We start from the raw sequence: 24388 nt of genomic DNA, 5'->3' as shown, positions 1-24388 counted from the left end.
GGGGATAAGCTCCGTAGTCGAGAGGGAAACAGCCCAGACCATCAGCTAAGGCCCCTAAGCGGTGACTAAGTGGAAAAGGATGTGGAGTCGCATTGACAACCAGGAGGTTGGCTTGGAAGCAGCCACCCTTGAAAGAGTGCGTAATAGCTCACTGGTCAAGTGATTCCGCGCCGACAATGTAGCGGGGCTCAAGTCATCCGCCGAAGCTATGGCATTCATACGTTAGCTAAGCCGCATCTTCGGGTGTTGGTTCAGGTGTGTGGATGGGTAGGGGAGCGTCGTGTGGGCAGTGAAGCAGCAGAGTGATCTAGTTGTGGAGCCTACACGAGTGAGAATGCAGGCATGAGTAGCGAATGAAGAGCGAGAAACTCTTCCGCCGAATGATCAAGGGTTCCAGGGTCAAGCTAATCTGCCCTGGGTAAGTCGGGACCTAAGGCGAGGCCGACAGGCGTAGTCGATGGACAACGGGTTGATATTCCCGTACCGGCAAAGTAGCGCCCATGACGAACCTGGTGATGCTAACCATCCGAAACCATGTTGACCGGACCCTTCGGGGCGAGGCGATGTGGCAGAGCGTGGGACCCGAGCTGGTAGTAGTCAAGCGATGGGGTGACGCAGGAAGGTAGTCCAACCGTGGCGATGGTAGTCCACGGCTAAGGGTGTAGGACGAGCGGACAGGCAAATCCGCCGCTCATGTGTCTGAGACCTGATGGGGACCCCGTATGGGGGAAGTGGATGATCCTATGCTGTCGAGAAAAACCTCTAGCGAGCTATGCGCCGCCCGTACCCCAAACCGACTCAGGTGATCAGGTAGAGAATACCAAGGCGATCGAGACAACCATGGTTAAGGAACTCGGCAAAATGCCCCCGTAACTTCGGGAGAAGGGGGGCCGGATCCGTGAACCACTTTTCGTGGGGAAGCGGTGATGGCCGCAGAGACCAGGCCCAAGCGACTGTTTACTAAAAACACAGGTCCGTGCGAAGTTGTAAGACGATGTATACGGACTGACTCCTGCCCGGTGCTGGAAGGTTAAGGGGACCGGTTAGAGGAGCAATCCTCGAAGCTGAGAACTTAAGCCCCAGTAAACGGCGGTGGTAACTATAACCATCCTAAGGTAGCGAAATTCCTTGTCGGGTAAGTTCCGACCTGCACGAATGGAGTAACGACTTGGGCGCTGTCTCAACCATGGACTCGGCGAAATTGCACTACGAGTAAAGATGCTCGTTACGCGCGGCAGGACGGAAAGACCCCGGGACCTTTACTATAGTTTGGTATTGGTGTTTGGTTCGGCTTGTGTAGGATAGGTGGGAGACTGTGAACCGGCCACGCCAGTGGTCGGGGAGTCATCGTTGAAATACCACTCTGGTCGTACTAGATGTCTAACCTAGGTCCGTAATCCGGATCAGGGACAGTGCCTGATGGGTAGTTTAACTGGGGCGGTTGCCTCCTAAAATGTAACGGAGGCGCTCAAAGGTTCCCTCAGCCTGGTTGGCAATCAGGTGGCGAGTGTAAGTGCACAAGGGAGCTTGACTGTGAGACAGACATGTCGAGCAGGGACGAAAGTCGGAACTAGTGATCCGGCGCCAGCATGTGGAAGCGGCGTCGCTCAACGGATAAAAGGTACCCCGGGGATAACAGGCTGATCTTCCCCAAGAGTCCATATCGACGGGATGGTTTGGCACCTCGATGTCGGCTCGTCGCATCCTGGGGCTGGAGCAGGTCCCAAGGGTTGGGCTGTTCGCCCATTAAAGCGGCACGCGAGCTGGGTTTAGAACGTCGTGAGACAGTTCGGTCCCTATCCGCCGCGCGCGCAGGAAACTTGAGAAAGGCTGTCCCTAGTACGAGAGGACCGGGATGGACGAACCTCTGGTGTGCCAGTTGTCCCGCCAGGGGCACGGCTGGTTGGCTACGTTCGGAAGTGATAACCGCTGAATGCATCTAAGCGGGAAGCACGTTTCAAGATGAGGTTTCCCACCACGTAAGTGGGTAAGGCCCCCAGCAGAACACTGGGTTGATAGGCCGGAGGTGTACAGCAGTAATGCCTAGCCGACCGGTACTAATAGGCCGAGGGCTTGTCCCAACACCGTACAAAACCACTCAACGGTGACAAGCACCACTGCGCACAACAAAAGAGCACAAGCTGCCCGCGTCCACTAACCAGTTCCCAACCAACAAACCACCACGAACTGTGGGGGCGATGGTTTCTGCGAACACACAACACAACAATGAGCTTGGCCCCACCCAGCACCCAACCCACACACACGTGGGCTGGTGATGCGGGTGGGAGACCACAAGAGTTACGGCGGCCATAGCGAAAGGGAAACACCCGGTCCCATCCCGAACCCGGAAGTTAAGCCTTTCAGCGCCGATGGTACTGCAACCGAGAGGTTGTGGGAGAGTAGGACGCCGCCGGACAACACTTCGCAGAGGCCACCCACTAGGGTGGCCTCTGCGCCATTTCGGGGCCCTCTGAACGAGTGGCCCGCACGCAGCACAGACACAAGAAGGTGGATCGTGGCCGAGGATCGTCGCAGTCAAGGAGCCGCTCGCAGCGGTGGGGGCACAGGTAGGCCGGGTCGCGGCGCTGCCAGACCCGGTGGCCGTGACGGGAAGCCGGCCCGGGACGACAGCCGCGGTGGCAAGCCCGAGAGCCGTGGTGGTCGCCCGGACTCCCGTGGCGGCAAGCCTGACTCTCGCGGTGGCAAGCCCGAAAGTCGTGGTGGTCGCCCGGACTCCCGCGGCGGCAAGCCTGACTCTCGCGGTGGCAAGCCCGACAGCCGTGGCGGTCGCCCGGACTCGCGCGGCGGCAAGCCTGACTCCCGCGGCGGACGCCCCGACTCCCGCGGCGGCCGGCCTGCCGGACGTGGCGCCCCTCGTCGTACGGGCGAGGAGGACCGCGTGCCGAGGACGGTCGACCAGGCCAAGTACGACGGTCCCGAGCTCCCCGAGGACATCACGGGCAAGGAGCTGGACCGAAGCGTGATTGCCCAGCTCAAGGGTCTGCCCGAGAAGCTGGCTGCGCGCGTGGCTCGACACCTGGCGGCGGCCGGTGCCCTGATCGACGAGGACCCGGAGACCGCGTACCAGCACACGTTGGCCGCCCGGGCCCGTGCCCAGCGGCTTGCCGTGGTGCGTGAGGCGACCGGTGAGGCGGCGTACGCGGCTGGTCACTACGCCGAGGCGCTCGCAGAGCTGAGGGCCGCGAAGCGGATGAACGGCGCGACCGACTACCTCCCGATCATGGCCGACTGCCACCGGGCCCTCGGACAGCCCGAGCAGGCGCTCAAGCTGGCCAAGAGCCCGTCGGTGGCGAACTTCGCGCCGGAGGCGAAGGCCGAGATGACGCTGGTCGAGGCCGGTGCGCGCCGGGACATGGGCCAGCTGGACGCTGCGCTGCGTACGCTCGAGCTGGCGCCGCTGATGTCGAAGAGCAGGGCGTCCTGGGTGGTGCGGCTGCGTTACGCCTACGCCGACATCCTGGAGGCGGCGGGACGGCACGGCGATGCTCTGGCCTGGTTCCACCGCACCCACGCCATCGACGGCGAGCAGCTGACCGACGCCGCGGAGCGGGCCGAGATGCTCGAGCGCAAGAGCTGACCCGGATCACCGCTGTTTCTTTGCCAGCGTCCGCGTGTCCCGGCGTGTCCGAGGGCGTGGGCGCTGGCAAAGTGAGGCGTCATGGGCCACAATGGGTCACACAAACCACATAGGTGTCACTTTGCTCTGTTGTTCCTGACGAGACCGCTGGGGAAGGCGTAGCTCGCGCCGGAACGAAGGAGGTCACGGTGACCACACGCACTGCACCCCGCCCGAACGGACCTGGGACCCGGGGGATTCTGTTCGTGCATTCAGCGCCGTCCGCGCTTTGCCCTCACATCGAGTGGGCCGTGGGCGGTGTACTCGGTGCTGCCGTCAGCCTGGACTGGACGCCGCAGCCCGCCCAGCCCGGCACCTACCGGGCCGAGCTGTCGTGGGCCGGTCCCGCGGGGACGGCCGCGGCGGTGGCCTCGGCGCTGCGCGGCTGGAACCACCTGCGTTTCGAGATGACCGAGGAGCCGACCGCCTCGACCGAGGGCAGCCGCTACTCCTTCACCCCCGAGCTGGGGGTGTTCCACGCCGTGACCGGCCTGCACGGGGACATCATGATTCCGGAGGACCGGCTGAAGGCTGCTGTGGTCAAGGCGTCGATGGGTGACACCACCGTGCTGCTCGAGATCGACAAGCTCCTCGGCAAGCCGTGGGACGACGAGCTCGAGTCCTTCCGGCACGCCGGCGACGGCGCGCCCGTGCGCTGGCTCCACCAGGTCGTCTGAGGCCGCAGGACCCGACGGTCCACAAACCACGAGGCGCCGACCGGAGCCGTGCTCGAGCAAGCACGGCTCCGGTCGGCGCCTTAGTCGTTCACCTGTCGCGCCACGTCGTGGTGTCGAGATGGTCGACAGGTCCGTGACTGGGACGGTCGAGTCAGAGCGGGATGTTGCCGTGCATCCCGCGCAGTACGCCGTGACGCTCGACCTCGTCGGCGATCGCGGCCGCCAGTGCGCTCCGGGTCCGTTCCGGAGCCACGACCTCGTCGACGACGCCGATCTCCACGGCGCGGTCCACGCCGCCGGCCAGCACCTCGTGCTCGGCGGCCAGCTCGGTCTCGACCTGGGCGCGGATCTCGGGCGGAAGCTCGGCGAGCCGTCGGCGGTGCAGGACCCGGATCGCGGCCACGGAGCCCATGACCGCCACCTCGGCGCCGGGCCAGGCGAACACCCTGGTCGCTCCCAGCGAGCGCGCGTTCATGGCGATGTAGGCTCCGCCGTACGTCTTGCGGGTCACCAGGGTCACCCGGGGGACGACGCACTCGGAGAAGGCGTGCAGCAGCTTGGCGCCGCGGCGCACCACGCCGTCCCACTCCTGGCCGACGCCGGGCAGGTAGCCGGGGACGTCCACCAGGACGACCAGCGGGATGCCGAACGCGTCGCACATGCGGACGAACCGGGCCGCCTTCTCGGCCGCCGAGGAGTCGAGGCAGCCGCCCAGGCGGAGCGGGTTGTTGGCCACGACGCCCACGGTCCGCCCGCCCAGGCGTCCCAGCACCGTCGCGACGTTGGGGGCCCAGCGGGCGTGCAGCTCGAGGGCGGTGCCCTCGTCGAGGACACCCTCCACCAGCGGGTGCACGTCGTAGGCGCGCCGGCGTGACTCCGGCAGCAGGGCGCCGAGGTCCAGGTCGGTCACGGCCTGCCGGTCCAGCGTCCCCTGCGTGCCCAGGAGGGTGGCCAGGTCCCGGGCGCGGTCGAGCGCCTCCTGCTCGGAGTCGGTCAGGACGTGCACCACGCCCGACCTGCGCCCGTGCGGCTCAGGGCCGCCGAGTCGCAGCATGTCCACGTCCTCGCCGGTCACCGAGCGCACCACGTCGGGCCCGGTGACGAAGATCCGGCCCTCGGGGCCCAGCACGACCACGTCGGTGAGCGCGGGACCGTACGCCGCGCCTCCGGCGGCGGGGCCGAGCACCACAGAGATCTGCGGCACCTTGCCGGACGCCTGGGTCATCGCGTGGAAGATGCGCCCGACGGCGTGCAGGGAGAGCACGCCCTCTGCCAGCCGGGCACCTCCGGAGTGCCACAGGCCGATGATCGGCACGCCGTCGGCCAGGGCGCGGTGGTAGGCCTCGACGACCACGCGGCACCCGGCGTCGCCCATGGCACCGCCCATCAGGCTGGCGTCGGAGCAGAACGCGACGACCCGGCTGCCGTGGACCAGTCCGGTGGCCGCGACCATGCCGGAGTCGTCGTCGGCGCTGATCAGCTCGAGCGTCCCGGCGTCCATCAAGGCTGCGAGCCGGTGCCGGGGGAGACGGGGGTCGCTGTCGCGGGACGTGCCCGCGTCGTGGCGTCGCGACTGCGCGGGGACGCCGACGGCGGAGGTGGCGCTCATCGGGCACCGCCCGCCGAGCCGAAGGCGACCGCGACGTTCGCGCCGCCGAACCCGAAGGAGTTGTTGAGCGCGGCGATCTCGCCGTCCGGAAGCGGTCGTGCCTTGGTGGCGATGTCCAGGTCGACCCGCTCGTCCTGGTCGTCCAGGTTGATGGTGGGCGGGCTGGTGCGGTCCGCCAGCGCGCGGACGGTGGCGACGGCCTCGAGAGCCCCGGCGCCGCCGAGGAGGTGACCGGTCATCGACTTGGTGCTCGTCACGACGACGTCGGAGACGGCCGAGCCGAGCACGGCGTGCAGCATCAGCCCTTCGGCCACGTCGCCGAGCGGCGTCGAGGTCGCGTGGGCGTTGACGTGCTTGACGTCCGAGGCGGAGATGCCGGCGGACTGCACCGCCTGCCGGATGGCTCGCGTGCCGCCGCGGCCCGAGGGGTCGGGCTGCGCGATGTCGTGGGCGTCGTTGCTGATGCCGGCGCCCAGCAGGACCGCGTGCACACGGGCGCCGCGGGCCCGGGCGTGCTCCTCGGACTCGAGCACGAGGACGCCGGCGCCCTCGCCGAGGACGAAGCCGTCACGGGCCTGGTCCCACGGACGCGAGACCGTCTGCGGATCTCCGTCGTTCTTCGACAGGGCCATCATGTTGGCGAAGGCCGCCATCGGCAACGGGTGGATCGCCGCCTCGGTGCCACCGGCGATGACCACGTCGGCACGACCGAGCCGGATCAGGTCCAGGCCCATCGCGATCGCCTCGTTGCCCGACGCGCAGGCCGAGGTGGGGGCGTGGACGGCGGCGCGTGCGCCGAAGAGGAGCGAGATGTTGGCGGCCGGCGCGTTGGGCATGAGCATGGGCACCGCCAGCGGCGAGACCCGCCGCGGCCCCTTGTCCCGCAGGGCGTCGTAGTTGTCCAGGAGCGTGGTCACGCCACCGATCCCGGAGGCCAGGCAGACGGCCAGCCGGTCCGGGTCGACCTCGGTGCCGTCCCCGGCAGCGGCCTCGTGCTGGTCGTCGGAGTCCGGTCGGTCCGTCCCGGGGGCGCGGAGCCCGGCGTCGGCCCAGGCCTCCTGCGCCGCGACCATGGCGAACTGGCTGGAGCGGTCGAGGCGACGAGCCTTGACCCGGTCCAGCACCTGTCCCGGCTCGACCGCGATGCGGCCCCCGATCCTGACCGGGAGCTCGGCGGCCCAGGGGTCATCCAGGTGGCGTACGCCGGACTGGCCGGCGAGCATGGCCTCCCAGGTGGTCGGCACGTCCCCGCCCAGCGGGTTGGTGGTGCCGAGTCCGGTGACGACGACGCGGGTGCTCATGTGGTGTTCCGTTCGATGAGGGAGTGGGGCGGACCGGCCGGTGGTCGCGGGACGACCACCGGCCGGGCGGATCAGGCGGCGGCGGTCCGGGCGCGCTCGATGAAGGCGACGGCGTCGCCGACGGTGCGCAGGTTCTTGACCTCGTCGTCGGGGATGGAGACGCCGAACTTCTCCTCGGCGGCCACGACGACCTCGACCATGGACAGCGAGTCGACGTCGAGGTCGTCGACGAACGACTTGTCGAGCTGCACGTCGTCGGGCTCGATGCCGGCGACCTCGTTGACGATGTCGGCCAGGTCGGTGCGGATCTCTTCGGTGGTCATCTGCTTCCTTCTCCTTGGTGGGTGGTGCTGGGTGGTCTGGATGGTGGGAGGTCGTGGGTGGTGCCGGGTGGTCAGGGGACGACGACGACCTGGGCGGCGTACGCCAAGCCGGCGCCGAAGGCGATGAGCAGTGCCTTGTCGCCCGGGCGGGCGTCCCCCTCGGCGATCATCCGTGCCAGCGCCAGCGGGACGGACGCCGCGGAGGTGTTGCCCGACTCGGCGACGTCGCGGGCGATCCGCACGTGGTCGGGAAGCCGCATCGCTCGAGCCATGGCGTCGATGATGCGCATGTTGGCCTGGTGGGGGACGAAGACGTCGAGCTCGTCGGCGGTGATGCCCGCGCGGTCCAGGGCCTGCTGGGCGACCTTCGCCATCGCGAACGAGGCCCACCGGAAGACGGCGTTGCCCTGCATGGTCAGGTGCGGCATGATCCGGCTCCCGGGGTCGGCGGTGGTGCCGAGCACGTCTCGCCAGTCCTCCCGGGACCTGATCAGGTCGAACTGCTCCCCGTCGGAGCCCCAGACCACCGGGGAGATGCCCGGCGTCTCGCTCGGGCCCACCACGGCGGCCCCGGCTCCGTCGGCGAAGATGAAGGCGGTGCCCCGGTCCGTCGGGGAGGTGATGTCGCTGAGCCTCTCCACCCCGATGACCAGGACGTGGCCGGCGCTGCCGCCGCGCACCATGTCCTGGGCCAGGGCCACGCCGTGGCAGAAGCCCGCGCAGGCGGCCGACACGTCGAACGCCGCGGCCTGCTCGGTCCCCAGCTCGTGGGCGATGGCCGGCGCGATCGCCGGGGTCTGCATCAGGTGGCTGACCGTGGCCACCACGACCGCGTCGATCCGCGGCGCGTCGAGACCCGCCTGGGCCAGGGCCTCGCGCGCCGCCTCGACGGCCATCCGCTGCACGGTCTCCTCGGGTCCGGCGAACCGGCGCTCCCGGATGCCCGAGCGCTGCTGGATCCATTCGTCGGTGGAGTCGATCGCCGCGACCAGCTCGCTGTTGGGCACGACCCGGCTGGGCCGGTACGCGCCCACGCCGAGGATCCGCGCGTGCGGGGCCCCGGTCGCACCGGCGAGACCACGTGAGGACCTCACCCGACGCCCTGGGGGTGCAGACGGAGCAGGGGCTGACCGGGAGCCACCGGGTCGCCGTCCTCGACCAGCCACTCGACGACCTGCCCGCCGTGACGGGCCGAGACCTGGGTGCGCTCGCGCAGGCTGGCGACGTCCCCGATGACCGATCCCGGGCCGAGGGAGTCCGCGGCGGCGGCTGCGGCCGACCGGTGGAAGGTCCCCTTGGCCGGGGCCACCACCATCCGCCAGGTGGGGGAGAGGTCCACGGGGGAGGCCTCGCCGTGACGCTCGCAGAAGGTGCGGGCATCGGCGAGCTGGTCGGGGTGCTTGAGCGCGAACGTCTCCACGCCGGGCAGCGCCCGCTTCGCGATCGCCGTCAGCGTGCCGGCGGGCGGCACCTCGAGCAGGCCGGTGACGCCGAGGTCCCGCATGGTCTCCAGGCACAGGTCCCAGCGGACCGGGGCGGCGATCTGCCCGACGAGGCGGGCGAGCAGCTCCTGTCCGTCGTGGACGATCTGGCCGTCCCGGTTGGAGATCACCCGGGTGCGCGGGTCGTGGGTGGAGACCGAGGCGGCGAGCTGGGCGAGGTGGGAGACGGCGGGCTCCATGTGCGAGGTGTGGAACGCGCCGGCCACGCTCAGCGGGACCAGGCGCGCCTTCGCCGGCGGGTCGGCGGCGAGGGCGTCCAGCTGCTCCCGCGTCCCGGCCGCGACCACCTGGCCGGGGCCGTTGTCGTTGGCCGCGGTCAGACCGTGCCGGTCCAGGGCGGCGAGGACCTCGGTCCGGTCGCCTCCCAGGACGGCGGTCATGCCGGTCGGGGTGACGGCGGCCGCACGAGCCATCGACTCGCCGCGCTCGCGCACCAGGACCATCGCCTGCTCCGCGGTGATCGCGCGGGCACCGGCCGCGGCGGTCAGCTCGCCCACGCTGTGCCCGGCGACGGCGCCGATCCGCTCGAAGGCGTCCCCGGGGTGCGGGAAGAGCTCGAGCGCGGTCACCAGGCCGGCGGCGACCAGCAGGGGCTGGGCGATCCGGGTGTCGCGCAGGGTCTCGGCGTCCGAGGTGGTGCCGTGCTCGACGAGGTCGAGCCCGGCGACGGTGGAGAGCCACTCCAGGCGCGACCTGAAGCGGTCGTCCTGGATCCAGGGCGTGAGGAAGCCGGGGGACTGGGCCCCTTGGCCGGGAGCGACGATGACGAGCACGGGAACCACTGTGCCGGTCCCGGGGGTCAGAACCCATCGCCGTTCGCGACGAAAGGTCACGGAGTTTTTTGGTCGTTTCCTACAAATGTCGACGACTCGGTGCGGGGAGACTGCCGGCCCAGCACGAGCGCGATCTGCAGGGTGAAGCCCTCCCGCGGCACGGTGGGGTCCAGACCGGTGAGCCCGACGACCTGCCGCAGCCGGTAACGGACCGTGTTCGGGTGGACGAAGAGCGCCCGCCCGGCCGCCTCGGTCGAGCCGCCGGCGGCCAGGTACGCCGAGACGGTGGACTCCAGGGTGCCGCGGGAGGCGAGCAGGGGTCGGTAGACCTCCTCGACCAGGCGGCGCCGCGCGTGACCGTCCCCGGCCAGGGCGCGCTCGGGCAGCAGGTCGTCGCTCGAGACCGGCCGGGGTGCCTGCGGCCAGCCGGGGGCCGCACGCAGGGCCGAACCCGCCGCCCGGGCGGAGACGTGTGCCCGGTCGAGCCCGCTGGTGACCGGGCCGACCACCACCGGTCCGTCGCCGAAGAGCCCGCAGACCACCCGGGCGGCGGCGAGGCCGTCGTCGACGCCGCCGAGCACGACGACCAGGCGCTCGCCCTGGGCGGCGCACAACGCATCCATGCCCGCTTCGCGTGCGACCCGACGTACCTCCTCGAAGACGTCGGTCTCGGTGCGGGCCGACGGCACGTCGCCGAGGACGACGGCCACCCCGTCGCGGGCGGCCCAGCCCAGGGCGCTGGCGCGGGAGAGCAGGGTCTCGTCACCCTCGGAGCGCAGCACCGAGTCCACGACCAGCGCCTCCAGCCGGGCGTCCCAGGCGCCCCGGGACTCGGCGGCTCGCGCGTAGACCTCCGCGGTCGCGAAGGCGACCTCGCGGGCGTAGCGCATCACCGCCGCACGCACCGCGGGCAGGTCCCCCGGGGGGACCAGGCGATCGATGTTGGACTCGACCACGTCGATGCTCAGCCGGATCAGGTCGACGGTCTGCTGGAGGTTGATCACCCCGGCGAGCTCGCGTGGGGCGGCGCCGAAGACCTGGCCGGCCAGGGCATGGCCCCAGGAGCCCTCGGCCCCGGTCGCGGGCGGGCTGAGCAGCCAGCCGGTGAAGCCCCTGATGCCGGCCTGGACGATCAGGCCGACCCAGGAGCGGTCCTCCGCGCTGAGCTCGCGGAACCACGGGAGCTCGGTCTCCATCCGGGACATCGCGGCCGTGCTGAGCGCGCCGGAGGAGCGGGAGAGGGCTGAGGCGATGCCGGCGCGGTGCTCCGGAACCGGCTCGTCCGAACTGGCGGTCACGGACCCAGATTAGTGGAGTTCTGCCAAACGTCACGATCAGGTGACGTATGGCCGGTCCGCGCCGCCGCCTGCGGGCGGAAACTGGTTGACTCCAGTACCCGCCGATGAAGGAGACGATCGTGGCCGAGAAGTCCTTCCAGGTTTCCTTCGTCACCGTGCACGGCCACCGCCGCGCGTACGTCCGGGCCGGCTCGGGTTCGCCGGTCCTGTTGCTGCACGGGGTCGGGTGCGACCACCGGACCTGGGCGCCGGTGATCGAGCGGCTCGCCCGCCACCACACGGTGATCGCCCCCGACCTGCTGGGCCACGGGCGTTCCGACAAGCCGCGCGCCGACTACAGCCTCGGTGGCTACGCCAACGGGATGCGCGACCTGCTCACCGTGCTGGGCATCGACAAGGTCACCGTGGTGGGGCACAGCTTCGGCGGCGGCGTGGCGATGCAGTTCGCCTACCAGTACCCCGAGCGGACCGAGCGGATCGTGCTGGTCTCCTCCGGTGGCCTCGGTCCTGACGTGACCCCGGCGATCCGCGCGATCACCACCCCGGGGTTCCACCAGGCGATGGGCGTGCTCACCCTGCCCGGGATCCGGCACGTCGCGGCGACCACCTTGCGGGTGCTCTCCGCGACCGGACTGCCGCGTACCCGTGACCTCGACGAGGTGGCCAACGTCTACGAGCAGTTCTCCGACCCCCGGCAGCGGGCGGCCATCCGGCACGTGGTGCGTGCCGTGGTCGACTGGAAGGGACAGGTCGTGACGATGTCCGACCGGGCCTACCTGACGCGCGAGATGCCGATGCTGGTGATCTGGGGGGCCGACGACCACGTCATTCCCGCCAAGCACGCCGCGCACGCCGCCGCACTGGCTCCGGGGGCCCAGGTGCAGGTGCTCGACCGGGCGGGGCACTTCCCGCACAAGGACCACCCGGAGAGGTTCGTCGACCTGGTCGAGGAGTTCATCGCCGGCACCCGGCCGTCGCGCCACTCCCGGGTCAAGTGGCGTCGCCTCCTGGAGGAGGGTGCCGCCCGACCGGTGCGGCAGGCCGCCGCCGGGCGCGCCCCCGTCACCCCGGTGCCGTCGTTGCACAGCATCCCGGGGTGACGGCGGAGCGGGTCAGGCGTCCCCGCCCTCCTGGGCGATCCCGCTCACGGCGGTGGGGTCGTCGATCCGGTAACGGTCCTTGGCCTCCACGACCTTCTCGACCGGCACCTCTCCGGCGTCCGCCAGCGCCTGGAGCGCCTGGACGACGATGGACTGCGCGTCGATGTGGAAGAACCGCCGTGCGGCCGGACGGGTGTCGGCGAAGCCGAACCCGTCAGCGCCCAGCACCCGGTAGTCGGCAGGCACCCAGCGGGCGATCTGCAGAGGGACCGCACGCATGAAGTCCGAGACGGCGACCACCGGGCCGGCAGCCTCGCGGAGCTTGTCGGTCACGTAGGGGGTGCGGCGGTCCTCTCCGGGGTGGAGCAGGTTCCACTCCTCCGCCGCGACCCCGTCGCGGGCCAGCTCGTTCCACGAGGTGACGGACCAGCGGTCTGCCTGCACGCCCCACTCCTCGCGCAGCAGCCTGGCGGCCTCCTCGACCCAGGGCAGGGAGATGCCGGAGCCCATGAGCTGGACCCGCGGCCCCTCGCCCTCGGCGGTCTCCACGCGGTGCAGGCCACGGAGGATCCCCTCCACGTCGACGTCCTGCGGCTCCGCCGGCTGCACGACCGGCTCGTTGTAGACGGTCAGGTAGAAGATGACGTTCTCGGGCTGCGACCCGTACATCCGCTCCAGGCCGGAGCGCATGATGTGGCCGAGCTCGTAGGCGTACGCCGGGTCGTAGTGCACGACCGCCGGGTTGGTGCTGGCCAGCAGCGGCGAGTGGCCGTCCGCGTGCTGGAGGCCCTCGCCCGTCAGGGTGGTGCGTCCTGCCGTGGCGCCGATGAGGAACCCGCGGGCCATCTGGTCGGCCATCGCCCAGATGGAGTCGCCGGTCCGCTGGAAGCCGAACATCGAGTAGAAGATGTAGAACGGGATCATCTGCTCGCCGTGGGTGGCGTACGCCGACCCCGCGGCCGTGGCCGAGGCGACGGCGCCTGCCTCGGAGATGCCCTCGTGCAGCATCTGGCCCTGCTTGGACTCCTTGTAGGAGAGCAGCAGCTTGCGGTCGACCGACTCGTACTGCTGGCCCCCGGGGTTGTAGACCTTGGCGCTGGGGAACATCGAGTCCATGCCGAAGGTCCGGTACTCGTCGGGCGCGATCGGCACGATCCGCTCGCCGATGCCGGGGTGCTTCATCCAGTCACGCAGCAGGCGGACCAGGGCCATCGTGGTGGCGACCTGGTTCTTCCCCGAGCCCTGCTTGAGCTCCGCGTAGGCCTCGTCGCCGGGCAGCGAGAGGGGCTTGGACCGGTCGACGCGACGGGGCAGCGACCCGCCCAGCTCGCGGCGCCGCTCCAGCATGTACTGGATCTCGGGGGAGTCCTTGCCCGGGTGGAAGAAGGGGGCGCCGCCGGTGCGCTCGTAGGACTCCTCGAGCTCGCGGTCGCTGATCGGCAGGTAGAGGCGGTCGCGGTACTTCTTGAGGTCCGCCGGGGTCAGCTTCTTCATCTGGTGGGAGGCGTTCTTGCTCTCCAGCGAGTCCAGCGTCCAGCCCTTGATCGTCTTGGCCAGGATCACCGTCGGCTGACCGGCGTGCTTGCTCGCGGAGTCGAAGGCGGCGTACACCTTGCGGTAGTCGTGACCGCCGCGGGCGAGCTTGAGGATCTGGTCGTCGCTCATGTGCTCCACCATCTGGCGGAGCCTGGGGTCGGATCCGAAGAAGTGGTCGCGGATGTAGGCGCCGCCCTCGGCGTGGTAGGTCTGGAACTGGCCGTCGGGGGTGTTGTTCATCCGGTTGACCAGGACGCCGTCGACGTCCGCGCCGAGCAGCGAGTCCCACTCGCGGCCCCAGACCACCTTGATCACGTTCCATCCGGCGCCGCGGAAGTTGGACTCGAGCTCCTGGATGATCTTGCCGTTGCCGGTCACCGGGCCGTCGAGCTGCTGGAGGTTGCAGTTGATGACCCAGGTGAGGTTGTCCAGCTCCTCACGGGCCGCCACGCGGATCGCCCCGAGCGACTCGGGCTCGGCCATCTCGCCGTCGCCCATGAACGCCCAGACGCGCTGGTCGCTGGTGTCCTTGATCCCGCGGTTGTGCAGGTAGCGGTTGAAGCGGGCCTGGTAGATGGAGTTGATGCCGGTCAGGCCCATCGAGACGGTGGGGAACTCCCAGAAGTCGGGCATCAGCCGGGGGTGCGGGTACGACGGGAGCCCGGCCCCCTTGCCGTGCTGGACCTCCTGGCGGAACCGCTGGAGCTGCTCCTCGCTCAGCCGGCCCTCCAGGAACGCGCGGGCGTAGATGCCGGGGGAGGCGTGGCCCTGGATGTAGACCTGGTCGCCACCGCCGGGGTGGTCCTTGCCGCGGAAGAAGTGGTTGAAGCCGACCTCGTAGAGGCTGGCCGCGGACTGGTAGGTGGCGATGTGCCCGCCGACCTCGAGGCCCTTGCGGTTGGCGCTGGAGACCATCACCGCGGCGTTCCAGCGGATGAAGGCGCGGATCCGCCGCTCGATCTGCTCGTCGCCGGGGAACCAGGGCTCACGCTCGGGCGGGATGGTGTTGATGTAGTCGGTGGAGCGGAGGGCGGGGACGCCGACTGCCTGCTCGCGCGCCCGCTCGAGCAGGCGGAGCATCACGTAGCGGGCCCGGTCGCGGCCGCGGTCCCCCACCATGGCGTCGAAGCTGGCGAGCCACTCCTGCGTCTCCTCCGGATCGATGTCCGGGAGCTGGGTGGGGAGCCCCTCGTGGATGACGGGCGGGGTCTGCGGTCGGTCCAGTTGCTGGTCATTCACCCCTGCATCGTTGCACGCGGGTGGTGCCCAAAAAATCTACCGGCCAGTACGCGCCACGAGGCTCGTCCCGGGCGCAGGCTTGCGCTCAGGCCCGGACTCCGCTGGACTACTCACCACCCCACGTACCCGTGGGGACGAGACGAAGGAGGGTCCGGTGACTGCGAGCGTGGGCGGTGAGTCCACCCAGGGGGCTGGAGACGGCATCGGGACCAGGATGGGCTTCAAGCCCGGTCTCGTCGTGCAGGAGCTCGGCTGGGACCAGGACACTGACGACGACCTGCGGATCGCGATCGAGGACTGCATCGACGCCGACATGGTCGACGGCGACTACGGCAACGTGGTCGACGCCGTCGTGCTGTGGTGGCGCGACGACGACGGCGACCTGGCCGACGGCCTGGTGGACGCCAAGGCCGACGTCGTCGGCGGTGGTGCCATCTGGCTCCTGACTCCGAAGGTGGGACGACCCAACAGTGTCGATGCCGCCGACATCGCCGAGGCTGCGCCGATCGCGGGCCTGGTCCAGACCACCACGGCAGCCGTCAGCAAGGACTGGCAGGCTACCCGCCTGGTCGCGCCCAAGACCCCCGCCTGAGCCGCGGCTCGCTCGCGCGCAGCTGCGTCCTCCGGCGTTCATCCGAGCCCCGAAGGACCCTATGAGCCTCGCCAAGACCCTGTCCGTCCTCACCAAGGCGGGCGTGATCCGCCCGATGTCTCCCGTGGTGCTGCCCAAGATCGTCAAGATCGTCAAGGCCTGGGGCACCGGCCCCGCCGGCGGGTTCAGCCAGCTGGCTGTCTCGCGCCCCCAGCAGGTCGGCCTGATCGATGAGCTGGGCTCCCTCACCTTCCTCGAGATCCACCAGCGCTCCAACGCGGTGGCGCATGCGCTGGCCGCCCGCGGCGTCAAGGAGGGCGACCAGGTCGCCATCATGTGCCGCAACCACCGCGGGTTCGTCGACGCCACCATCGGCGCGGCGAAGATCGGCGCGGACCTGCTCTACCTGAACACGGCCTTCGCCGGACCCCAGCTGGTCGACGTGATCGCCCGGGAGCAGCCGGTCCTGGTCATCCACGACGAGGAGTTCACCGAGCTCCTGGCCAGTGCCGAGGTCAAGGACCGGGTCCTGGCCTGGACCGACGCCCCCGGGCAGCCGGACTCGCTGGAGACGCTGATCGCGGCCAACCCCGTCACGGACCTGACGCCGCCCGAGCACCACGCGCGGATCGTCATCCTCACCTCCGGCACCACCGGCACCCCCAAGGGCGCGCCCCGCAAGGAGGCGGGCATCAGCAACGCCGTCGCACTGATGTCGCGGCTGCCGCTGAAGGCGGAGTGGCGCACGCACATCGCCGCCCCGCTCTTCCACACCTGGGGCTTCGCGCACCTGTTCCTGGGGATGCTCCTGGGCTCGACGATCGTCCTGCGTCGCAAGTTCGACCCGCTGGACGCCCTGGAGGTCGTCCGCGACGAGCGGTGCGACTCCTTCATCGTCATCCCGGTGATGCTCCAGCGCATCCTCCACCTGCCCGACGAGACGCTGTCGCGGATCACCATGCCCTCGCTCAAGCTGGTCGCCTCCTCGGGCTCGGCGCTGCCGGGCGACCTGGCCACCGCCTGGATGGACCGGTTCGGTGACAACCTCTACAACATCTACGGCTCCACCGAGGTCGCCTACGCCTCGATCGCCGACCCGGTGGACCTCCGCGAGTCGCCCAGCTCGGCCGGGAAGCCGCCGTACGCGACCGTGGTGAAGATCCTGGGTCCCGACGGCAAGGAGCTCCCCACGGGTGAGTCGGGCCGCATCTTCGTGGCCAACTCGATGCTATTCGAGGGCTACACCGGCGGGGGCAGCAAGGAGATGGTCGACGGACTGATGTCCACCGGCGACGTCGGCCGCTTCGACGCCGACGGCCGTCTGCACGTCGAGGGCCGCGACGACGAGATGATCGTCAGCGGCGGCGAGAACGTCTTCCCCAAGGAGGTCGAGGACTGCCTGTGCCGCCACGAGAGCGTGGTCGAGGCCGCGGCGGTCGGGGTGGACGACGACGAGTTCGGCCGACGGCTGCGTGCCTTCGTCGTGGTCTCCGACCCCGCCGCCGCGGACGAGGCCGTGCTGAAGGACTGGGTGCGGGCCAACCTCGCGCGCTACAAGGTGCCGAAGGAGATCGTCTTCCTCGACGAGCTTCCGCGGAACGCGACCGGCAAGATCCTCAAGCGGGTGCTGGCACACACCGAAGGCTGAGCGGGCAGCAGAGCAGGGCCGACCCCGCGTGGGTCGGCCCTGCTCCGGCTGCGCGGGACGACGGTGCGAGGATGTGGGGACCATGAGCGGACTCATCCTGGGCGGACCGGCCCCTGACTTCACCTTGCGAGACCAGTTCGGCCAGGACGTCTCGCTCTCGGACTACCGGGGCCGCAAGGCGGTGGCCATCCTCTTCTACCCCTACGCCTTCTCCGGGGTGTGCACCGGCGAGATGGCCGCGGTGCGGGACCGGCTCGCCGAGTTCATGACCTTCGACACCGAGGTGCTCGCCATCTCCTGCGACCCGGTCTACTCGCTGCGCGCGTTCGCCGACCAGGATGGGCTGAACTTCCCGCTGCTCTCCGACTTCTGGCCGCACGGCGAGGTCGCTCGCGCCTACGAGGTCTTCGACGAGACCAAGGGCGCGCCGCGGCGGTCCTCGTACGTGATCGGCCCGGACGGAGTGGTGCGGTGGTCGGTGCACAACGCCCTGCCCCAGGGACGCGACCTCGACGAGCACCTGGCCCGACTGCGCGAGGCCGTCGCCGGCTGAACCGGCGGAATTCTTTACCTTCGGTTTCCTCCTACCTCCGGACACCGCTGGGCCCCGCGTCGTAGGATCGAGGTGTTGAACCGCTGGTGACCCGAGACGCCGGCGGTTCGACTCATTTCGGTGCCGTAGTCTGTGCGCGCATCTCCGGCGTCGGTAGCTCAGCGGTAGAGCACTCGGTTTACACCCGAGCGGTCGGCGGTTCGAAACCGTCCCGACGCACCCCTCGTCCCGTCCTCCTGCCCTTTGTGGCGTGTGTCACAGTGGGTCCGCTCAGTCTCCCGCGACCGAGGAGGACCCATGCGCGTCCCGCTCACCGTCCGCGACTTCATCGACCGGGCGGAGACCGTGTACGGCCGCCGGATCGGCGTGGTGGACGAACCGGACCAACCCGCGTCCTCCTGGGGTGAGCTCACCTACGCGGACCTGGCGGACCTCGGCCGCCGGATGGCCGCGCGGCTCGACCAGCTCCAGGTCGGCGTCGGCGAGCGGGTGGCGATGGTCTCCCACAACAGCGCACGGCTGCTGGCGGCGTACTACGGGGTCTGCGGCACCGGACGCGTCCTGGTGCCCATCAACTTCCGGCTCTCGCCCGAGGAGGTGCGCTACATCGTCGGCCACTCCGGCTCGCGGGTCCTGTACGTCGACCCCGAGCTCGACGCCGCCCTCGCGCAGGTGGGTGCCGAGCACCGGTTCGTGCTCGGTGACGACGCGGACCTGCTGGCCGCTCCCGGCGCCGAGCCCGTGCCGTGGACGCCGGACGAGCAGGCGACGGCGACCATCAACTACACCTCCGGCACGACGGCACGGCCCAAGGGCGTGCAGCTCACCCACCGCAACCTGTGGGTCAACGCCACCACCTTCGCCCTGCACGCCGGGGTCAGCGACCGGGACGTCTACCTGCACACCCTGCCCACCTTCCACGCGAACGGCTGGGGGATGCCCTTCGCCACGGCGGCGCTCGGGGTCAAGCAGGTGGTGCTGCGCAAGGTCGACGGGACCGAGATCCTGCGCCGGGTGGCGGAGCACGGCGTCACCTTCATGTGTGCCGCCCCGGCCGTGGTGGCCGCGGTCCTGGACGCGGCCAGGAGCTGGGAGGGCGAGGTGCCGGGACGCGACCGGGTGCGGATCATCGTGGCGGGAGCGCCTCCGCCCACCCAGACGATCCTGCGAGTCGAGCAGGAGCTGGGCTGGGAGTTCATCCAGATCTACGGCCTGACCGAGACCTCGCCGCTGCTCACCGTGAACCGGTCGCGCCAGGAGTGGGACGACCTGCCCGACGAGGAGCGCGCCTCCCGCCTGGTGCGCGCCGGAGCGCCCGCCCTGGGCGTCACGCTCGCCACCGACGAGACCGGCGAGGTCCTGGCCCGTTCCAACGTGGTGCTCGAGGGCTACTGGGAGCAGCCCGAGGAGTCGACGCGGGCGCTGCGCGACGGGTGGTTCCACACCGGCGACGGCGGCGCGATCGGTGACGACGGCTACCTGACCATCAAGGACCGCAAGAAGGACGTGATCATCACCGGCGGGGAGAACGTCTCCTCCATCGAGGTCGAGGACGCGCTGTTCTCCCACCCCGACGTCGCGGAGGTCGCGGTGATCGGAGTGCCGAGCGAGCGCTGGGGCGAGACGATCAAGGCGCTCGTCGTGCTGGCCGAGGGGTCGCAGGCCACCGAGCAGGAGCTGATCGGGTGGTGCAAGGAGCGGCTGGCCGGCTACAAGGCGCCCACGTCGGTGGAGTTCCGCGAGGTGCTGGCCCGGACCGCCACCGGCAAGCTGCAGAAGTTCAAGCTCCGCCAGCAGTACTGGGCGGGCCGGGACCGGCAGGTCAACTAGGGCTCGGCGCCGAGGCCGTCCACTAGGCTCGGGCCATGCCCAGCCTGCAGGAAGTCGTCGACCGCCTCCACGCCTGGTACCCGCCGGAGACGGCGGAGGAGTGGGATGCCGTCGGCCTGGTGTGGGGGGAGCCGCAGGCCCAGGTCTCGAAGGTGATGTTCGCCGTCGACCCGACCCTGGAGGTCGCCGAGGAGGCCGCCGCGTGGGGGGCCGACCTGCTCGTGGTCCACCACCCGCTGTTCCTCAAGCCGGTGCACGGCTTCGCCGCCAGCACGCCGAAGGGTCGCACCCTGAGCACCCTCGTGGGTGCCGGGTGCGCGCTGCTGGCCGCGCACACCAACGCCGACCAGGCCGTCGACGGCGTCTCGGAGGCGATGGCGCTCGCGCTGGGGCTGAGCGAGCTCCGCCCGCTCGTCCCGGCGCCGGCGCCGGCGGTGGACTCGCTCGTGGTCTACGTCCCCGGTCCCGACGCCGAGCGGCTGCGGCAGGTGCTCAGCGAGGCTGGCGCGGGGGCCCTGGGTGACTACGACCAGTGCAGCTACAGCACGCCCGGCGAGGGCAGGTTCCGGCCGCTGGCCGGCTCGGACCCGGCGATTGGCGAGCACGGCCGGCTCGAGGTGGTGGCGGAGGAGCGGATCGAGGTGGTGCTGCCCCGGCGCCTGCGCCAGCAGGTCGTGCAGGCGATGCTCGCCGCACACCCCTACGAGGAGCCGGCCTTCCAGGTGCTCGAGCTCGCCGACGCCCGCCAGGCCGGGACCGGTACCGGACGGGTCGGCACGGTGGGGCCGACGACGCTCGCCGAGTTCGCCCGCACCGTGGGGGAGCGGCTGCCGGCGACCGTCCAGGGAGTCCGGGTCGCGGGCGACCCGGAGCGTCCTGTCCGGACGGTGGCGGTGGTCGGCGGCGCCGGTGACTTCCTCCTCGACCGGGTGGCCGGGATGGACGTGGACGTCTACGTCACCAGCGACCTGCGGCACCACCCGGCGTCGGAGTTCGTGGAGAAGGGTGGCCCCGCACTGGTCGACGTCGCGCACTGGGCAGCCGAGTGGACGTGGCTCCCGGTGGTGGAGCGTCGGGTCCGGGAGACCTGGGGCGATACGGTGGAGACCCGCGTGAGCACCGCGCGGACCGATGCGTGGACGTTCGCCGTTCCGCAGGAGCCCCACTCAGAAGGAGCATGACCCTGAAAGCCGACCCCGCCGCCCAGGTCCGGCTGCTCGACGTGCAGGAGCTCGACTCCACCGTCGACCAGCTCCGTCACCGTCGAGCGAGCCTCCCCGAGCTCGCCGAGATCGCCAAGCTCGAGACCAGCCGGGCCGGCCTCGCCGACCGGGTGCGCGACGCGCGGATCGTGGTCGACGACCTGACGGTGGAGCTGCGCAAGGCCGAGAGCGACGTGGAGCAGGTGCGGGCGCGCCGTGCCCGGGACCGGGACCGGATGGACCAGGGCCTGATCACGAACGCCAAGGACCTGCAGCGCATGACCCACGAGCTGGAGTCCCTGGAGCGTCGCGTCTCGACGCTGGAGGACGCCGAGCTCGAGCTGATGGAGCGGATGGAGCAGGCGCAGCAGGAGCTGGCCCGCGCGGAGGAGGAGATCGCCGCCACCGATGCCCGGCTCGCGGACCTCGCGGCCTCCCAGGCGGAGAAGGAGTCGGAGATCGAGGCCGAGCTGCAGGCCGTCGTGGCCCGTCGCGGTCCCGCCGTCCAGGACCTCCCCGCCGACCTGCTCGCGCTCTACGACAAGCTCCGCCAGGCCAAGGGCGGCATGGGTGCCGCGCTGCTGCGCGCCCGGCAGTGCGGTGGCTGCCGGCTCACCGTGGACCCCCAGGAGCTGGCTCGGATCAAGGCGGCCCCGGCCGACGACGTGATCCGGTGCGAGGAGTGCCAGCGGATCCTGGTGCGCACCTCCGAGTCCGGGTTGGGTGGACGGCAGGCGGGCACCGGCGACTGAGCCGGCTCAGACCTCCTCGACCACGACGTCGAGTCGCGTGCCGGTCGGGGTGGGGTCGTCCTGCTCGACCTTCCAGCCGAGGTCGCGCAGCGCGTCGGCCAGCGCGGCGGGGGTGCGCGGGTCTGCGCCCTCCTCGAGCAGGGCGCGGACGATCCGCCCCTTGGTCGCCTTGTTGAAGTGGCTGACCACCTTCCGCTTGCCCTGGTGCTCGTGGAGCACCCGGACGCTGGCGGTCCGGCGCGCCGTCGCGGCGTCGGGCCGCCAGAACGCGGCGTACATCGAGGAGCGCAGGTCGACCAGCAGCCCGCGCCCCACCCCCTCGGTGACCGCGGGACCGAGGGCTTCTCGCCACGTGGCGGCGACGGAGCCGACGGTAGGCAGGACGGCGTCGCCGGAGAGCCGGTACGCCGGGATCCGGTCGCCGGGTCCGACGAGTCCGAAGAGCGCGGAGGTGACGGCGAGGCGCCGGGCGGCCCGACGCTTGGCCGCCGCGGAGAGCGTCGCCGGCGAGAGGGCGTCGTACAGGACCCCGGTGTAGACGGCGTCGGCGCGGGCCGTCGGAGCCTGCGCGAGCTCCGCGTTGCGGGTCACCAGGTCGGCCTGCGTCGGTCCGAGGCCGAGCACGCGGGCGGCCTCGTCCGGCTCTTGACCGCACAGCGCCGTCAACGCGTCGAGCAGTCGGGCCCGGGCGGGCGTCAACGAGGGGTACGAGAGGGTCGCGAGGTCGAGCGGCTTGCCGCGGGCCGGGGCGGTCTTGCCTTCGCTGGGGGGAAGCAGGATCAGCACCCGGCCACCCTAGGACGGCGCCTGCGAGCCTCGGGACGCCCCCTCCAACACCCGCAATTTGGGGATGCTCCTGGGAGTCGTGCCGGGGCTACGGTGACAAGACATCGCGTGCTGAGCGCGATCCCAGGGGCCCCAGGGGGGTGGCTCCGAGGATGACGGAGCCCGACATGCCCGTTCGACCCACACGCACCTTGCTCGCGGTCCTGACCACGCTGCTGACGTCCGCGGCCCTGGTCGTCCCACTCGCCGTCCTGCTGGGCGCCGGACCGTCCTTCGTGGGGGCGAGCGCGTCGGCGCAGCGGCAGGACTCGACGGCCTGGTGGGCCTTGGGCAGGCAGGGACGCCAGCAGGCGGGGGACTGTGGAATCTGGGTGCTCGACAGCCGCGGCTACTGCGTGGCCGACGATCGGCGCAACGGCCTGGAGGTCGGCGTGCGGTTCCGGACCTCGAGCCCTGTCCTGGTCACCGGGATCCGCCTCTACCGGGTCGACCCGTCCCAGCTGCGGGTGTCGTTGTGGGACCAGCAGGGCAACCGGATCGGCTCCGGCCTGGTCACCGCCGGGGTGGCGAACGGATGGACGGACGTGGCCTTCGACTCCCCGGTGCAGGTCGGCCCTGGAGCCACCTACACGGCGTCCTACTTCAGCCCGCGCACCATGTACGCGTTCGAGTACGGCTTCTTCGCCGACCGCACGATGACCGAGGGACCGGTCACAGCCCTGGCACACACCGAGGCCAGCCCGAACGGCGTGCACTGCTACGACGACGCCGTGTGCGGCTCCTACCCGGTGCGTGGGCACCGGCAGTCCAACTACTGGATCTCACCGCTGTGGCAGCGGGACGCGGGCGCGCCCGGGCCGTCGCCGACTCCGACCCGACCGCCGGGCGGGGGACCTGGTGGGCCGGGGCAGGGCCCCACTCCGACTCCGGGGGCCAGCAAGGCGGCCCCGCGCGTGGTCGGGTGGCAGGTCAAGCCCCGCTCCGGCCGGGCGCAGGTACGGATCCGCTTCTCCGAGCCGCTCCGGGCGAGCAGCGTGAAGCCGCGAGCGGTGCGGCTGCTGCGCGGCAACGGCGCCGCGGTCAAGGCGCGGCTGCGGCTGTCGAAGAACGCCGCGGAGGTCACGTTGACGCCCACGGCGTCGCTGAGGCCCGCGACCTCCTACCGCGTGGTGGTCACCACCCGGGTGCGGGACGCCGGGGGAGACCGGCTCGACCAGCAGCCGAAGAAGCCCGGCCGGCAGGACGCCACCTGGAACTTCAAGACCCGAGGACGAGGCTGACGCCGGATCGGCTCCGGGCTGCAACCGAACGGACGGTTCCCGCGTCTGTGGGGTGTCGAGACTCGAGGAGGAGATCATGACCATGTCCATCAGGACGTCGGCCGGCGCGCGGTTCCGCGGAGTGCGCCGCACACTGGCGACCGTCCTGGCGACGGGGCTCGCCACTGGGCTGGTCGTCGGTGTCGCCGGCGTGCCGGCCGGCGCTGCCGGCTCCGGCCTCGCCACGGGCGCAGGGGCCTCCGCCACCGGCGACGCCCGGACCCGGGTGCTCTTCACCGTGCCCGACTGCGAAGGGTGCGAGATCCAGCTGCACCAGGCGCGACGTACGCCGCGGGGCGACGTGCGGACGTGGTCCTCCCGGGTGCGCAGGGTCGAGGCCGGCACGGTCTCGTTCCGGCCCGCCACGCGGCGCACCCACGGGATGTCGGCGACGGTCCGGGCGCCCTGGGAGGGGCAGACGGGCTACGTGACGACCGTGGCGTGGCGCTACGGCGGCAAGCAGGTCGGCGATCCGGTGACGCTCCCCGAGGCGTTGGCCAAGCAGCGCGCCTCCGCGTGCTGGGAGGGAGTCCGAGGACGCCGGGTGACGATCCCCCTGGTCGTCGCCCAGGTGGAGGTCGACGGTGTGCACGGGCGAGTGCCGGGGAGCATCGCGTTCGTGCCCAGCACCCAGGCGTGGCTGCCGCCGATGCGGCGCACCTTCGAGGGGGTCCTCGGCTCCCAGGACGTGAACATCTGCCGGTGAGCGGA

At 70.7% G+C, this 24388-nt stretch carries 19 protein-coding genes, 1 tRNA gene and 2 rRNA genes (1 of these 22 running past the window's edge); 14 read left to right on the top strand and 8 right to left on the bottom strand.

Features of this window, described 5'->3' with window-relative positions; translation table 11 throughout:
- The 4 genes from H8838_RS12320 to H8838_RS12305 form a co-directional block, all read left to right on the top strand.
- Nucleotides 1–2081 (top strand): 23S ribosomal RNA (locus tag H8838_RS12320) (it extends 1041 nt beyond the left edge of the window).
- 218 nt (nucleotides 2082–2299) lie between these two features.
- Nucleotides 2300–2416 (top strand): 5S ribosomal RNA (gene rrf, locus H8838_RS12315).
- A gap of 483 nt (nucleotides 2417–2899) precedes the next feature.
- Nucleotides 2900–3598: a tetratricopeptide repeat protein gene (locus tag H8838_RS12310; RefSeq protein WP_224766105.1), complete on the top strand. Its 699-nt coding sequence runs from the start codon at nucleotides 2900–2902 to the stop codon at nucleotides 3596–3598.
- A gap of 188 nt (nucleotides 3599–3786) precedes the next feature.
- Complete coding sequence (locus tag H8838_RS12305; RefSeq protein ID WP_181311349.1) at nucleotides 3787–4314, top strand: DUF3145 domain-containing protein; 528 nt, start codon at nucleotides 3787–3789, stop codon at nucleotides 4312–4314.
- A 151-nt stretch (nucleotides 4315–4465) separates the two neighbouring features.
- Here the strand turns inward: H8838_RS12305 and H8838_RS12300 are convergent, their stop codons facing one another.
- The 6 genes from H8838_RS12300 to H8838_RS12275 all read right to left on the bottom strand — a co-directional run bounded on the left by H8838_RS12300 (nucleotide 4466) and on the right by H8838_RS12275 (nucleotide 11120).
- Nucleotides 4466–5923, bottom strand: coding sequence for a carboxyl transferase domain-containing protein (locus tag H8838_RS12300; protein WP_181311348.1), 1458 nt, complete (start codon nucleotides 5921–5923; stop codon nucleotides 4466–4468).
- Complete coding sequence (locus H8838_RS12295; protein WP_181311347.1) at nucleotides 5920–7224, bottom strand: beta-ketoacyl-[acyl-carrier-protein] synthase family protein; 1305 nt, start codon at nucleotides 7222–7224, stop codon at nucleotides 5920–5922. The genes H8838_RS12300 and H8838_RS12295 overlap by 4 nt, the downstream gene beginning before the upstream one ends.
- A 71-nt stretch (nucleotides 7225–7295) precedes the next feature.
- Nucleotides 7296–7547 carry an acyl carrier protein gene (locus tag H8838_RS12290; protein WP_181311346.1) on the bottom strand — a complete coding sequence of 84 codons (252 nt, stop codon included), beginning with the start codon at nucleotides 7545–7547 and terminating at the stop codon, nucleotides 7296–7298.
- 71 nt (nucleotides 7548–7618) lie between these two features.
- Complete coding sequence (locus H8838_RS12285) at nucleotides 7619–8641, bottom strand: beta-ketoacyl-ACP synthase III (RefSeq protein ID WP_181311345.1); 1023 nt, start codon at nucleotides 8639–8641, stop codon at nucleotides 7619–7621.
- Complete coding sequence (locus H8838_RS12280) at nucleotides 8638–9822, bottom strand: acyltransferase domain-containing protein (protein WP_181311344.1); 1185 nt, start codon at nucleotides 9820–9822, stop codon at nucleotides 8638–8640. The genes H8838_RS12285 and H8838_RS12280 overlap by 4 nt, the downstream gene beginning before the upstream one ends.
- A gap of 56 nt (nucleotides 9823–9878) precedes the next feature.
- Nucleotides 9879–11120 carry a PucR family transcriptional regulator gene (locus H8838_RS12275; RefSeq protein ID WP_224766104.1) on the bottom strand — a complete coding sequence of 414 codons (1242 nt, stop codon included), beginning with the start codon at nucleotides 11118–11120 and terminating at the stop codon, nucleotides 9879–9881.
- 104 nt (nucleotides 11121–11224) lie between these two features.
- Here H8838_RS12275 and H8838_RS12270 point away from each other — a divergent pair, with 104 nt between their 5' ends.
- A complete protein-coding gene (locus H8838_RS12270) occupies nucleotides 11225–12220 on the top strand; it encodes an alpha/beta fold hydrolase (RefSeq protein WP_219924147.1) in 996 nt (331 codons plus the stop codon).
- A 12-nt stretch (nucleotides 12221–12232) separates the two neighbouring features.
- On the opposite strand, the gene aceE is transcribed toward H8838_RS12270, so the two are convergent.
- Nucleotides 12233–14995 carry a pyruvate dehydrogenase (acetyl-transferring), homodimeric type gene (aceE, locus tag H8838_RS12265; protein ID WP_224766103.1) on the bottom strand — a complete coding sequence of 921 codons (2763 nt, stop codon included), beginning with the start codon at nucleotides 14993–14995 and terminating at the stop codon, nucleotides 12233–12235.
- A gap of 214 nt (nucleotides 14996–15209) precedes the next feature.
- Between aceE and H8838_RS12260 the strand changes: the two genes are divergently transcribed.
- The 7 genes from H8838_RS12260 to H8838_RS12230 all read left to right on the top strand — a co-directional run bounded on the left by H8838_RS12260 (nucleotide 15210) and on the right by H8838_RS12230 (nucleotide 21572).
- On the top strand, nucleotides 15210–15587 hold the full coding sequence (locus H8838_RS12260) for a DUF3052 domain-containing protein (protein WP_181311414.1): 378 nt from the start codon (nucleotides 15210–15212) through the stop codon (nucleotides 15585–15587).
- 61 nt (nucleotides 15588–15648) lie between these two features.
- A complete protein-coding gene (locus tag H8838_RS12255; RefSeq protein ID WP_181311343.1) occupies nucleotides 15649–17235 on the top strand; it encodes an AMP-binding protein in 1587 nt (528 codons plus the stop codon).
- An 82-nt stretch (nucleotides 17236–17317) separates the two neighbouring features.
- Nucleotides 17318–17788, top strand: a complete 471-nt coding sequence (locus H8838_RS12250; RefSeq protein WP_181311342.1) for a peroxiredoxin — start codon at nucleotides 17318–17320, stop codon at nucleotides 17786–17788.
- Between the two features lie 147 nt (nucleotides 17789–17935).
- Nucleotides 17936–18007 (top strand) — tRNA-Val (locus H8838_RS12245).
- 78 nt (nucleotides 18008–18085) lie between these two features.
- Nucleotides 18086–19618 carry an AMP-binding protein gene (locus tag H8838_RS12240; RefSeq protein WP_185996364.1) on the top strand — a complete coding sequence of 511 codons (1533 nt, stop codon included), beginning with the start codon at nucleotides 18086–18088 and terminating at the stop codon, nucleotides 19616–19618.
- Between the two features lie 35 nt (nucleotides 19619–19653).
- Nucleotides 19654–20799, top strand: a complete 1146-nt coding sequence (locus tag H8838_RS12235; protein ID WP_185996363.1) for a Nif3-like dinuclear metal center hexameric protein — start codon at nucleotides 19654–19656, stop codon at nucleotides 20797–20799.
- Entirely contained in the window at nucleotides 20796–21572 is a 777-nt protein-coding gene (locus H8838_RS12230; protein WP_224766102.1) for a zinc ribbon domain-containing protein, read from the top strand. The genes H8838_RS12235 and H8838_RS12230 overlap by 4 nt, the downstream gene beginning before the upstream one ends.
- Nucleotides 21573–21578: 6 nt before the next feature.
- On the opposite strand, the gene yaaA is transcribed toward H8838_RS12230, so the two are convergent.
- Complete coding sequence (yaaA, locus tag H8838_RS12225) at nucleotides 21579–22358, bottom strand: peroxide stress protein YaaA (RefSeq protein ID WP_185996362.1); 780 nt, start codon at nucleotides 22356–22358, stop codon at nucleotides 21579–21581.
- A 167-nt stretch (nucleotides 22359–22525) separates the two neighbouring features.
- On the opposite strand from yaaA, the gene H8838_RS12220 reads away from it, so the two are divergent.
- Nucleotides 22526–23638, top strand: coding sequence for a DUF4082 domain-containing protein (locus H8838_RS12220; protein ID WP_185996361.1), 1113 nt, complete (start codon nucleotides 22526–22528; stop codon nucleotides 23636–23638).
- Between the two features lie 76 nt (nucleotides 23639–23714).
- Nucleotides 23715–24383, top strand: coding sequence for a hypothetical protein (locus H8838_RS12215; protein ID WP_185996360.1), 669 nt, complete (start codon nucleotides 23715–23717; stop codon nucleotides 24381–24383).
- Nucleotides 24384–24388 lie beyond the last annotated feature (5 nt).

This window comes from Nocardioides campestrisoli (genome assembly GCF_013624435.2).
Classification (GTDB): domain Bacteria; phylum Actinomycetota; class Actinomycetes; order Propionibacteriales; family Nocardioidaceae; genus Nocardioides; species Nocardioides campestrisoli.
The sequence above is the reverse complement of the archived record's forward strand: the minus strand, read 5'-3'. Positions and strand labels throughout refer to the sequence as shown.